The sequence below is a fragment of the Anoxybacillus sp. PDR2 genome, assembly GCF_009834045.1.
Lineage (GTDB): Bacteria > Bacillota > Bacilli > Bacillales > Anoxybacillaceae > Anoxybacteroides > Anoxybacteroides rupiense.
This window is the reverse complement of record NZ_CP047158.1, coordinates 1,450,337-1,463,848: the sequence shown is the minus strand read 5'-3', so window position 1 is coordinate 1,463,848 and position 13,512 is coordinate 1,450,337. Positions and strand designations below refer to the sequence as shown.

Here is a 13,512-nt window from a genome sequence, read left to right as displayed (position 1 = left end):
TCGCTATCTAAGCATTTTTTGTATCTCATATAATTGATTAAGCGCTTGAAGCGGCGTCATATCTAGTAAATTCAACGATTCAAGCAAACGAATTACTTCTTTTTCTTTTTTAGACAACGATACATCCTTTGATTTCGCTGGCGCTTCTTCAGCAAATAAACTTAATTGCTCAAATGGTTTTGTTTTTTCTTGTCCCGGCTGCTCTAGCTCCGCTAAAATTTCTTTTGCACGCTGAATTAATTCGGCTGGAAGTTCTGCTAATTCCGCGACGTGAATGCCATAGCTTTGATCAGCTGGGCCGTCTTCGATTTTGTGAAGAAATACGACTTTTCCATCCTCTTCAATGGCTCTAACATGGACATTTTTTAATCGTGGAAGCGCTTGTTCTAATACCGTCAATTCGTGATAATGTGTACTAAACAGGGTTTTCGCCCCAATTTTATGATGAACATACTCGATAATCGCCTGTGCCAATGCCATGCCATCATAAGTGGAAGTGCCCCGCCCGATTTCGTCAAATAAAATTAAGCTGTTTTGCGTTGCATGGACAATCGCGTTACGTGCTTCTAACATTTCAACCATAAACGTACTTTGCCCAGATACAAGGTCATCAGCCGCTCCGATTCGGGTAAATACTTGATCAAAAATCGGCAACACCGCTTGATCCGCGGGTACAAAACAACCGATTTGCGCCATAATCGCTGTGAGCGCCACTTGACGCATGTAGGTGCTTTTCCCCGACATATTAGGCCCTGTAATAAGCAAAAGCTCACGCTCACGATTCATCATACAATCGTTTGGAACGTACGTTTGTGATCCTAGCACCTTTTCGACGACAGGATGGCGTCCAGCCTGAATCCATAGCTCACGCTCATGAGAAAAGCGCGGCCTTACATAATGACGCGCTTCACTTACTGTAGCAAACGACTGCAGCACATCAAGCTGGCTGATCATTTTGGCCAGCATTTGCAAGCGAGGAATAAACTGTTTAACCTGTTCCCGAATTTGTACAAATAGCTCATATTCTAACTCCATGCTTTTTTCTTCCGCTTCTAAAATGAGCGCTTCTTTCTCCTTTAATTCCTGAGTGACAAACCGCTCTGCATTGGCTAGCGTTTGCTTTCGTTCATAACGTCCTTCCGGCAGTAAATGAAGGTTGGCCTTCGTCACTTCGATATAGTATCCGAACACGCGATTATAGCCGATTTTCAGCGACTTAATGCCCGTGATCTCGCGCTCTTTGCTTTCCAGCTGGGCAATCCATGTCTTGCCATTGCGGCTGGCATCTCGAAAGCGATCCAATGTTTCGTTATAACCGTCTTTAATGATATTCCCTTCCTTAACCGATAGCGGCGGCTGCTCCTGAATCGCTCGCTCCAACAGCTCCACAAGCTCAAAGCAAGGGTCAAGACGTTCAGCCAGCTGCTCCGCCTCTTGATGGTTTAAACGTTGAACCACTTCCTTTAAAGCAGGAATTTGCTGCAATGATTTTTTGAGCTGAACAAAGTCACGAGCGTTGACATTGCCATAGGCGACACGTCCAGCAAGCCGCTCTAAGTCATAAACCTCGCGCAGCAGCGTGCGCAGTTCTTGGCGTTCAAAATATTGCTGAAGCAATGTTTCCACAATGCTAAATCGCCATTCAATCACTTCGCGATCCAACAAAGGACGATCAAGCCACTGCTTTAATAAACGGCCGCCCATGGCTGTCACTGTTTCGTCCAAAAGCCAGAGCAGTGAGCCTTTGCGCCCTTTTGACCGAATCGTTTCCGTCAGCTCTAGATTGCGCTTCGAATACACATCCATTTTCATGTATTGATCGACTTGATAGACTTGAGCCGGCTGCAAATGATCCAAACTCCGTTTTTGTGTCCGCACAATATAATGGACGAGCCGGGCAAACGTCATTTTTAGCTTGTCCTGCTCCAAAGCTGCCGCAACGGTAAAAAATGTTTCTGGGAGTACCGTGTTTTCTTCCTCAGACACGGTCATATCGTAACGCTCTTTCAATAACTGGCGCAACGTTTCTGGAAAATCTGGTGAAATAACGATTTCCTTCGCACCAATCGCATAGAGCTCATTCATCACCTCTTCCCACGAGTAAAGCAGTGTCACTCTGTTTTCTCCTGTCGATAAATCCATATAAGCCAATCCGTATGTTCCATCTTGAAAAGCCGATACAGTTGCCAAATAATTGTTCTCTTTCTCAAGCAGCCGCTTTCCTTCCATCACCGTTCCCGGCGTAATTAACTGAACGACCTCGCGGCGAACGACTCCTTTAGCTGTCTTCGGATCTTCCACTTGTTCGCAAATGGCAACTTTATAACCTTTTTCAATGAGTTGCTCGATATATCCTTGCGCCGAATGATAGGGGACACCGCACATTGGAATCCGTTCTTCTGCTCCACCGTCGCGGCTTGTCAGCGTGATCTCTAATTCTTGAGCCGCCTTCACCGCATCCTCAAAAAACATTTCATAAAAATCCCCTAAACGAAAAAATAAAAAGGCATCTGGATATTGTGCCTTGATCTGTAAGTATTGCTGTATCATCGGTGTGTATGTAGCCATTGCTCTCCTCCAACCGTTACGATTTCACGCTTTTTATTATAACAAGGGATAAAAGAAAAAACTAGGAAAATCGCTTTCCTAGCTTACTCGTCATCCCCAATTAGAACATCTGGGGTTAAGTCTTCTAATTCATCATCTACATCATAATCAAAATCTTCTTCACTGCCATAGCCATCTGGATGAATCGCCACCCATACTTTTGTTTCTCCGATCACCTCTGCCACAAATTCTCTTTCCGCCTGCACTACAATCTTGTTGCCATTGGCAGAAATCGTGCATTCTAAGCAATTCGGCTGCTGGACCACACGAACAATGATGTCGCTATCATCACTGATCACTTCATCGTCATTGCGATATTTTAATTTTACAATATCTGTATAAGAAACTGTTTCATTCACTACCTCTGTTTTTGTGTTGTTATGATACGAATACCACACATTAATGTCATAGCGTCCATGAATTTCAATGGTTCGGCCGTTTTTCTTTGCTTCATAGCGATGGTTAATAATCCAGCATCCTAAAATACTTGACGGATGATTTGGCGCAGCAAGCGTATGTGTCGACTGTGAAAATTTGCGCCCTTTTCCGACGACTGATTTTGTAATAATTTCTCTGTATTCAGACATACGAGCAAACCCTCCTCAAATAAATCTTCAATTCATCCTATGCATCTTTGCGCCTAATGTGCACATAAAGTTATCAATAAATCCGTATAGTTCATTGTATGCGGGGTTGCTCGAATATGTGCCTATTTTTTCAAATTACAATAACTTACTCATTTAATTACAAATATTCCAATATTTATATAAAAATGAACAGAGCGAGGAGCCGATTTCGACACATAGAGTACGATAAGCATGGTGTCTTTCTCTCACTATATAGAAAAAAGAGACTCTTTTTGAACTGAACCCCCCAAAGTTAGACAAAACGATTGGAGTTCGGTTCATTTTAGAGTCTCCTTTTTGCTTAATGGCAGCCGTAGCTACGATTTCTCATTTGCGCTCCTGTCTCTCCGCTGAGCAAATCGCCACCAGTGGAAGTAATAATTTCATCAGCCACTGTTTTAGAAATGGTAGAAGCGACTAGCTGAAGGAGATCATTCACTTCCAGTTGGGATTGCTGAAACTCATCAACAATCGGAATTTGAGAAAGCTGTTCGTAAATGTCATCAATCTCTGCCTCTACTTTTTTTAACGCTTCATGCTTGCCATAATGACGAAGGTTGACAGCCTGCTTTTGCAACGATTTCATTTGCTGAATCATCGTGCGCACTTTTTCGTTTTGGTTAATTTTTTCTTCCGCGCGCTTGAAAAAATCAACTTCTTCTGTCTCGGCGATCATTTTCGCTAACTCTTTCGCCTGAGCTAAAATGTCGTCTCTTGTATATTTCGCCATCCTATTTCACCTCAATCGCTTCTTCTACCATTTCACCATCTAATGTCCATGTTTTGGCCTTGGTAATCCGCACTTTGACAAGCTGGCCAATTGCTGATTTTGGACCTTTAAAGTTGACAAGCTTATTTTTGCGGGTATAACCTGCAAGGACATCAGGGTTATTTTTGCTTTCACCTTCTACTAATACTTCGACAACCTGCCCTTCATATTCCTTCAATTTCTTCGCAGAAATTTCATTGACGAGAGTATTCAAACGCTGCAAGCGCTCTTTTTTCACTTCCATCGGCACATTGTCCTGCATTTTAGCGGCCGGTGTACCTTCGCGAGGTGAATAAATAAACGTATAGGCGGAGTCAAATTCAACTTCACGATATAGAGATAACGTTTCCTCAAACTGTTCATCGGTTTCATTCGGGAAGCCAACGATAATATCTGTTGTCAACGCTACATCCGGAATGGCTGCTTTAATTTTGCGCACAAGCTCTAAATATTGCTCTCTTGTATATTTGCGGGCCATCATTTTTAGCACAGCCGAACTTCCAGATTGCACAGGCAAATGAATATGTTCCACTAAATTGCCGCCTTTCGCGAGCACCTCGATTAGATGGTCATCAAAATCGCGCGGATGGCTCGTCGTAAAGCGAATACGAGCGATATCGATTTTGCGAAGCTCATCCATTAAATCGCCAAGGCCGTACTTCATGTCCGTAAAGTCTTTCCCGTAAGCATTGACATTTTGGCCAAGCAGTGTGATCTCTTTATACCCTTGCGCTGCCAGATGGCGCACTTCCTGAATAATATCGGCTGGACGGCGGCTGCGCTCTTTTCCGCGCGTATATGGGACGATGCAGTACGTACAAAACTTATCGCAGCCATACATAATATTGACCCATGCCTTAATATTTCCTTTGCGTACTTTCGGCAGGTTTTCAATTACGTCCCCTTCTTTGGACCATACTTCTACAACCATTTCTTTTGACATATACGCTTCATGCAAAATATGAGGCAAACGATGAATATTATGTGTGCCGAAAATCATATCAACATATTGGTATTGCTTTAAAATTTTATTAACGACCGACTCTTCCTGTGACATACAGCCACATACACCGAGAAGCAAATCAGGATTGTTTTGCTTTAACGGCTTTAAATGGCCGATTTCTCCAAACACCTTATTTTCAGCATTTTCGCGAATCGCACATGTATTTAATAAAATGACATTAGCATCTTCTGGACGGTCTGTCGCTTCGTATCCAAGCGCCATAAAAATACCGGCCATCACTTCTGTATCATGCTCATTCATTTGACAGCCGTATGTGCGAATGTAAAACTTACGACCATTCCCCATGCCGCGAAACTCTTCCGGAATCGCAAAATCTTCATGATACTTCACTTCTTCTTTTCCGCGTCTTTTGGCCTCTTTTAAGCTTGGCGGAATAAAAACAGTAGAAAAATATTTTTCATAATCCTTGCTTGTTTTTTTCTTCAATTCATCCAAAGCGGATTTTTTGTCCGTTGGATGATCTGCCGTTTGAATATGATTGGTTTGCTCAAGACGTTGTTTTTCGTTCATAACGATCTCCTTTCTACTCTATCTGTGCCATATTACACACTATCATAGTATATAATTTGTCGCAAAGTTAAACAATAGCGTGATGCAACCTTTCCTATTTTCTTGTCTGGCCACATGCCAGACTATTTATAGTAACAAAAAACTCCTAAACAGGCAACCGCCCGTCTAGGAGCTTATGATTCGTTACATAAACTCAGCCACTAATTCATCGAATTTTTCTCTGCTCAATTGAAGGTTTGCATGGACAAGCGGTGTTTCGCTATAACCATGAATTAAATCTTGATACGATTTTTGTTCTTTATTTTGATAAATAAGACCTGTTACCAAGCCTTTATGTTTCATTAATGTTTGCATAGCCATTGTACGGTCAGATGGGTCATATTCGTCAATTGTGCTTAAATTCGTTAAATGCTCTTTAAACCAGTCATATGTGTTGACTTTATTGTAGGTCACGCACGGGCTGAATACGTTAATTAAGGAGAAGCCTTTATGTTTAATCGCTTCCTCGATTAAGTGAGTCAATTCCTTCAAATCGCTGGAAAAGCTCTGGGCAACAAATGTAGCTCCTGCACTTAGCGCCATTTCCATGATGGATAAAGCAGGCTCAACTGAACCTTGCGGCGTGCTTTTTGTTTTAAAGCCTACATCGCTCCGCGGCGATGTTTGACCTTTCGTTAACCCATAAATTTGGTTATCCATCACAATGTACGTAATATCGATATTGCGCCGGATGGCATGAATCGTATGTCCCATACCGATCGCAAAGCCGTCACCATCTCCTCCAGCTGCAATTACGGTTAAATCGCGATTGGCCATTTTGACGCCTTGAGCGATTGGCAGCGCCCGTCCATGAATGCCATGGAAGCCATAGGAATGAATATAGCCAGAAATCCGTCCCGAACAGCCAATTCCGGAAATAACAGCCAATTGGTGCGGCTCTAGGCCAACGTTGGCTGCAGCACGCTGAATCGCCGCTTGCACAGAGAAATCGCCACATCCTGGACACCAGTTAGGTTTCACATCATTACGAAAGTCCTTAAATGTCGCCATGATTATAACAACTCCTTGCTTTTTGTGTAAACTTCATTTGGCAAGAACGGATTGCCATCATATTTTAAGATGCTTGAGATTTTTTCAGCATGTCCGACATTCATTTTTAACAGATTGGCAAGCTGGCCTGTTGCATTATGCTCAACGACAATCACTTTTTTCGCTTTTTGTACAAGCGGAAGCATTTCATCTGTCGGAAACGGATGAATGAGACGAACATGGGCATGGTTAACCTTCAAACCATCCCGCTCAAGCCGCTCCATCGCTTCTTCAATCGCTCCGCGCGTCGAGTTAAAGCCAACCAGCAAGACATCTGCTTCCTCATGTTTCGCATTTTTGTGAACTGGTGTTTGAAATTTGAGCTGCTTTAATTTCCGTAAGCGCTTGTCCATTTGTGCGTTACGGTTAGAAGCCACTTCAGACGGTTTTCCTGTTTCGGCGTGCTCCACCCCAGTTACGTGATGAATGCCGTTTATCATTCCAGGAAGTACGCGTGGGGAAATGCCATCGTCTGTGATTTCATAGCGTTTAAAATTCTCTTTATTTGCCAAAGGCGGGAGCTCGTCCGCTACAAGTTTACCGCGGCGAATTTGGATTTTTTCATACTCTAGCGGTTCCACCGTCTGTTTTCCTAAAGAAAGCTGCAAATCAGATAAGACAATGACAGGGCATTGATACTCTTCCGCTAAATTAAAGGCCTCAACCATATCATAAAAAGCTTCTTGAACAGTGCTTGGCGCCATAACGATTTTCGGAATTTCTCCGTGCGTTCCATAAATCATCGCCATTAAATCTGACTGCTCTTGTTTTGTCGGCAACCCCGTACTTGGACCTCCGCGCTGCGTATCGACAATGACTAATGGTGTTTCGGTAATGCCGGAAAGCCCAATGGCTTCCATCATTAATGAAAGACCAGGACCAGCTGAAGCTGTTAATGTTCTCACACCAGCATAGTTCGCACCAATGGCCATCGTACATGCTGCGATTTCGTCCTCTGTTTGAATGACTGTGCCGCCTAATGCTGGAAGCTTCTTAATTAAGTATTCCATAATTTCCGATGCCGGAGTAATTGGGTAAGCGGCCATAAAGCGAGCACCACCAGCAAGCGCACCGAGCGCAATAGCATCATTGCCAATCATATACATCCGCTTTTTGCCGTCTGCTTGGTCCAGCTTCATCAATTGGAGGTTTTCTCCAAGCTGTTCTTTCATAAATTGAGCTCCTGCCCGGATTGCCTCCATATTTTTTTCAACTACTTGCTGTCCTTTGCGACCAAAAATTCCCTCTACTACTTCTTGGAATACATTTATATCAAGACCGAGAACCGCGCTGGAAGCGCCGACGGCCACCATGTTTTTCATGAGAGAGGTCCCTAGGTTAGTCGCTATGTCTGTAAATGGCACAGCATACAGCGTGACATGAGATCCTTCTGGAATGACTGGATTAAACTTCGCATCTGCAATCACAACGCCGCCATCGCGAAGTTCGTGGAAATTAAAATCAATACTCTCCTGATCAAAAGCTACCAATATATCAAGATCGTCAGCAACGGAACGAACTTGGGTCGTGCTTACTCTAATCTTATTATTAGTATGTCCCCCTTTAATCCGCGAAGAAAAATGGCGATAACCGTATAAGTAATAACCTAAACGGTTCAATGCAATAGAAAATATTTCGCCTGTACTCTCGATCCCTTCCCCTTGTTGTCCTCCAACTTTCCACGAAAGCTGACTAACCATTTCTTACACCCCTTTAGCTTCCATCGATTATAGCATATACATTGCTATCCATAAGTGTAGCACTTTTCAAATGAAATCACTACCATTTCAGCTTGTGATTTTTTCAAAAAATTTAGCATACATCTTATACTAAACGATTACATTCTAGACCCATCGAAAAAAAAATGCAACCCTTTCTCTGAAAATTTGTCCCCTTCTTCCCATGATGCAATCGATTCACAAAAAAGCTTGATGAGGCAGTCTATTCGGCTTATCAACGAGAACAAGCCTCTTATGTAGAATCTAAGTGTTTTAAGCGATCCAACAGATAGGAATGAATCGACCGCTCCTCTTTATAAACCTCATCCGATATAGAGGTAACTTGATATGTTAACATTTGCGACAACATGGAACATCGTTGCATCTTTCTTTTAACGGTGTAATCTAGCGTAAGGATATCAATCCAATTTAGTGTGTTAGCATTTCACGTTTTATTTTATAGGGCTCTCGGTCATAGAGAGATGCCATCCAATCATTCACGAACGAAGGGCAAGGCGCCGAGGCGAAACGTTTGATTCCCCGCGCCCGCTAAGTGTGAAACAACCGTTTTTTCATTTATTATGACAGCTATTGCGGCAAATGCTCATAAAAATTGCGGAAAAGAAATTGTTCCACATCTGTTTCAGAATAGCGCTTTTGCAGCTCGTTAATTAAATTTTCATAACCTCTTGCATTCTCCAATCCCGCCGCTGTTGTTTCGATGCCGTCGAAATCAGAACCAAAGCCGACATGGCGCGAACCGCCAAGCGAGCAAACGTGCTCAAGATGGCGGAGAACATCCAAAACAGCAGCCTGCTCTGCGTTTTCAGATAAAAAATATGGAACAAAGCTGAGACCGATCATACCATTTTTGCGAATGAGCGCTTGAATTTGTTCATCACGCAAGTTTCGCGGATGTGGGCACAAAAGGTAAGCATTCGAATGAGAAGCAATTGGAAATTGGGCGATCTCCATCACATCCCAAAACGCTTTTTCCGATAAATGAGAAACATCTGTCCATCGTTTCATTTCATTTAATTGTTGAATGACTTCTTTTCCAAACTGAGTTAAACCAGCTCCCCGTTTTTCCCATGCCCCATCGGCAACAGCATTAGCCCAGTTCCATGTTAATCCAACTGACATCACACCAAGTCGCAAAAGGGTTTTCAGTTTGATAAGGTTTGTTCCAATCGCCTCGCAGCCTTCAAGCGTAAGCATCGCTCCGATCTCATCATCTGCCAACGCCGAGATGTCCGCCTTGGACTGAACAAATTTCACATTTGGAAAACGGGCAACAATCTTTTCAAAAAACAAGTCCACCATTTCCAGCGCAGCAGTAAAACGAATTTCTTCTGGCACACGCTCAGGAACATAGATCGCAAAGCATTGCACCTTGCTGTTTATATTCATTAACGATTGCAGTGTTACATGGAGTTCTTTGCTATCATAAAATGATAAAGTCCGGTTGAGCCACAGCTTCATCAGAACATCACAATGTGCATCAAAAATCATCTGTAACCCTCCCAGAAGCAAAATAAAAATAACCTGTTTGAGAGCAAACAGGTTATGATATGATTGGACCCATCAGCGAGGTTCGACGATCAATTTAATCGCTGTGCGCTCTTCGCCATCAATGATTATGTCTGTGAATGCAGGAATACAAATAAGGTCTACTCCACTCGGTGCCACAAATCCTCGTGCGATCGCTACGGCCTTAACGGCTTGGTTTAATGCACCTGCGCCAATCGCTTGGATTTCGGCAGCTCCGCGTTCACGCAATACTCCAGCAAGTGCACCAGCTACAGAGTTAGGGTTCGATTTTGCTGAAACTTTTAATATTTCCATTCCTGGTTCCTCCTTAATTTCCACATAAGTTCATTCGTTATAAATTTCGTTCCATTTTTACTATATTCACTGTTTTCTCAAGTATTCCTGCTAGAATCAAAAATATTTTTTTAAAATTCTCAAAACAACCATTATTCAAAATAAGGGTGATCGTCGTTGATCATAACCCGTTCAATCGCTTTGGCTTTTCCCGTTTTCGGTTCGATATGAATCAATACAGCATTCAGCTGACTTCTTCCTTCAGGCACTTCAAATCGGACAGGAAGAGAGGTCAAAAACTTCCGCAACACAGCTTCACGATCTACTCCTAAAATACCGTCGTATAAGCCCGTCATGCCAACATCTGTCATATATGCTGTTCCTCGCGGAAGAATACGGGCATCAGCTGTTTGAACATGTGTGTGCGTACCTACTACTGCTGAAACACGGCCATCTAAATACCAGCCCATCGCTTGTTTTTCGCTTGTAGCCTCAGCATGAAAGTCTACGAAAATCATTGGCGTTCGCTGCAACGCTTCTGCAATTAATTCATCCGCCTTTTTAAAAGGACAATCAATGGCCGGTAAAAACGTTCGTCCTTGCAAGTTAATGATAGCCACCTCTCCATGCTCTGTCTGTACGTATACAAGTCCCTTTCCTGGGGTCCCTTCCGGAAAATTAGCAGGACGAACAAGCGATTTCGCCTCATCTATAAACTCAAAAATATCGCGGTTATCCCATGCATGATTTCCAAGTGTAATCACATGAGCCCCCTGATCAAGAAAACTGCGATATATTTTTCCGGTAATTCCTTTTCCTCCTGCTGCATTTTCTCCGTTGACAATAATGGCACTCGGCTTATGCTTTGCTTTTAATTTCGGAAGATATTGTTCGACCATTTTTCTTCCTGGCGATCCCACGACGTCTCCAATAAACAACAGTTTCATCTTATAACCCTTTCTAATATTAGAAGTCTCACTAGTTCAAGTTTGTCATAAAACCAAAAAAAAATAAAGTGGCAATACCGCCACTTTATTTTGCATATTCCACCGCTCTTGTCTCACGAATAACGGTAATTTTTATATGTCCTGGATAATCAAGCTCTTCTTCAATCTGTTTGCGAATGTCGCGAGCTAAACGATGCGCCTCAAGATCATCAATGGCATCTGGTTTCACCATAATCCGCACTTCGCGTCCTGCCTGAATCGCATAGGATTTTTCAACTCCTTCATGCGATTCAGCAATTTCCTCAAGCTTTTCGAGACGGCGTATATAATTTTCCAACGTCTCACTTCTCGCTCCAGGCCTTGCTGCAGACAATGCATCTGCTGCCGCCACTAAAACGGCGATAATGGAAGTTGGTTCCGTATCGCCATGGTGGGAAGCGATACTATTAATTACCACCGGATGTTCTTTATATTTCGTTGCCAGTTCAACACCAATTTCAACATGGCTTCCTTCCACTTCATGATCGATAGCTTTTCCAATATCATGGAGCAAACCGGCTCTTCTTGCAAGCATCTCATCCTCGCCCAGTTCAGCAGCCATCAGCCCAGCTAAAAAAGCCACCTCCATCGAGTGTTTCAACACGTTTTGTCCGTAGCTTGTCCGGAACTTAAGACGACCTAAAATTTTGATTAAGTCTGGATGCAGCCCATGAACACCCACTTCGAAAGTCGTTTGTTCCCCGACTTCACGAATGTGTTCATCCACTTCACGTCTCGCCTTTTCCACCATTTCTTCAATTCGCGCCGGATGAATGCGGCCATCTTGAACAAGCTTATCCAAAGCAAGTCTGGCCGTTTCTCGGCGAATCGGATCAAACCCTGATAAAATGACCGCTTCTGGCGTATCATCAATAATTAAATCAATTCCTGTCAATGTTTCGAGCGTGCGAATATTGCGCCCTTCACGGCCAATAATCCGACCTTTCATCTCGTCGTTTGGCAGGTTTACAACAGATACAGTCGTTTCTGCCACATGGTCAGCTGCACAGCGCTGAATTGCAAGCGATAAAATTTCTTTAGCCTTCTTATCTGCTTCTTCTTTCGCGCGCATCTCGGCCTCTTTAATCATGACAGCAATTTCATGGGATAGCTCTTTCTCAACACGCTCTAAAATAATCTGGCGTGCTTCTTCGCGCGTTAGGCTAGAAATACGCTCCAATTCGGCCTGTTCCTTGTTCACGAGTTCTTCCACTTTGCTTTCCATCTCTTCAATATGCTGTTGTCTTTGGTTAAGAGTGTCTTCTTTTTTCTCTAAAAGCGTCTCGCGTTTGTTCAGCATTTCATCCTTGCGGTCGAGATTCTCTTCCTTTTGCAGCAAGCGGTTTTCCTGTCTTTGTAATTCACTGCGACGATCACGAATCTCGCGCTCAGCCTCTGTTCGAAGTTTATGAATCTCATCCTTCGCCTCAAGAAGCGCTTCTTTTTTCAACGCATCCGCTTCACGTTTTGCTTCTTCAAGAATTTGGTTCGCAGCTACTTGTGCGCCGCCAATTTTCGCCTCAGCAATCGATTTACGAACAAAAAAGCCAACAACTGCACCAACGATTAGACCAAGCAAAGCGGAGATGATTGTACTGACCCCCATCCTTTTCACCTCCTCTTGCTATAAACTGGTTTGCTGTTTCATGAATGTCGGCGTGTACATTGTTACAAATTCAACATACAGCGCAAAGGCTTTTTCAGCTTGTCTGATCAAATGCATTTCCGACAAAAGGCCTTCAGCTATAAATTTTCATGATCCACTCATGCTTTGTCCGCCCTATTCAGCATGTCCCCCTCTTGGAGAGAAAGTGCGGACTTCTACATTTTTCTTGTAAAATATACATGTTAATTTTAAAGGTGGTAACATTTGTTGTCAAGATAATAAGCATCGCAATATGACAGAATGTTTCAAAAACTAATTGGAATACGATAAAATGGAAGTAAATTTCCTGTCATCTAGATATTCCATCCGCACAAATTTTTCGTTTGAATATAATGTGTGACATTCGTGCAATAGGGTAACTTGCTCTTACTTCAAACATTTTGCGCATGGACTGTGGGGAAATGTGTAATAATCATCATGTTATGTTGACATGTCAACATTTGTATCGATATCAAGTCTGAACGGTTGTTCAACAATTGAGTGAAGTGATTGAGCAACACGGCTTCACAGAATCATGGACGGACTATAAAGGCGGCACGGTTCGGCTCTTCGTCATGCAAATGGCGCCATCAATAGGCAAGTTACAGAACTCTTCCGATCGCAGGTGTTTATAAACCCTCATTGGTTCCATCTTTATAAAGATTCGACTGTTATCAGAGAATAATGCTTAATAGAGACTGCTTGAATAAGACA

The 13,512-nt window shown here is 42.9% G+C and carries 10 protein-coding genes; all 10 read right to left on the bottom strand.

The window, feature by feature from the left end; translation table 11 throughout:
• Positions 1 to 3 precede the first annotated feature (3 nt).
• Complete coding sequence (gene mutS / locus GRQ40_RS07110; RefSeq protein WP_066147334.1) at positions 4 to 2,568, bottom strand: DNA mismatch repair protein MutS; 2,565 nt, start codon at positions 2,566 to 2,568, stop codon at positions 4 to 6.
• 83 nt (positions 2,569 to 2,651) lie between these two features.
• Complete coding sequence (locus GRQ40_RS07105) at positions 2,652 to 3,194, bottom strand: outer spore coat protein CotE (RefSeq protein WP_044746063.1); 543 nt, start codon at positions 3,192 to 3,194, stop codon at positions 2,652 to 2,654.
• Positions 3,195 to 3,534: 340 nt separating this feature from the next.
• Positions 3,535 to 3,963 (bottom strand): YlbF/YmcA family competence regulator, encoded by a 429-nt coding sequence (locus GRQ40_RS07100; RefSeq protein WP_066147332.1) that lies wholly within the window; start codon positions 3,961 to 3,963, stop codon positions 3,535 to 3,537.
• Position 3,964: 1 nt separating this feature from the next.
• A complete protein-coding gene (miaB, locus tag GRQ40_RS07095; protein ID WP_066147330.1) occupies positions 3,965 to 5,536 on the bottom strand; it encodes a tRNA (N6-isopentenyl adenosine(37)-C2)-methylthiotransferase MiaB in 1,572 nt (523 codons plus the stop codon).
• Between the two features lie 183 nt (positions 5,537 to 5,719).
• Positions 5,720 to 6,586, bottom strand: coding sequence for a 2-oxoacid:ferredoxin oxidoreductase subunit beta (locus GRQ40_RS07090; RefSeq protein ID WP_066147329.1), 867 nt, complete (start codon positions 6,584 to 6,586; stop codon positions 5,720 to 5,722).
• 2 nt (positions 6,587 to 6,588) lie between these two features.
• Positions 6,589 to 8,325, bottom strand: a complete 1,737-nt coding sequence (locus tag GRQ40_RS07085; RefSeq protein ID WP_044746067.1) for a 2-oxoacid:acceptor oxidoreductase subunit alpha — start codon at positions 8,323 to 8,325, stop codon at positions 6,589 to 6,591.
• Between the two features lie 606 nt (positions 8,326 to 8,931).
• Complete coding sequence (locus GRQ40_RS07080) at positions 8,932 to 9,855, bottom strand: dipeptidase (protein ID WP_159719621.1); 924 nt, start codon at positions 9,853 to 9,855, stop codon at positions 8,932 to 8,934.
• Positions 9,856 to 9,927: 72 nt separating this feature from the next.
• On the bottom strand, positions 9,928 to 10,188 hold the full coding sequence (gene spoVS, locus GRQ40_RS07075; protein ID WP_027408762.1) for a stage V sporulation protein SpoVS: 261 nt from the start codon (positions 10,186 to 10,188) through the stop codon (positions 9,928 to 9,930).
• A gap of 131 nt (positions 10,189 to 10,319) precedes the next feature.
• Positions 10,320 to 11,114, bottom strand: coding sequence for a TIGR00282 family metallophosphoesterase (locus tag GRQ40_RS07070; RefSeq protein WP_044746069.1), 795 nt, complete (start codon positions 11,112 to 11,114; stop codon positions 10,320 to 10,322).
• 85 nt (positions 11,115 to 11,199) lie between these two features.
• Positions 11,200 to 12,759, bottom strand: a complete 1,560-nt coding sequence (gene rny, locus GRQ40_RS07065; RefSeq protein ID WP_066147324.1) for a ribonuclease Y — start codon at positions 12,757 to 12,759, stop codon at positions 11,200 to 11,202.
• Positions 12,760 to 13,512: the final 753 nt, after the last annotated feature.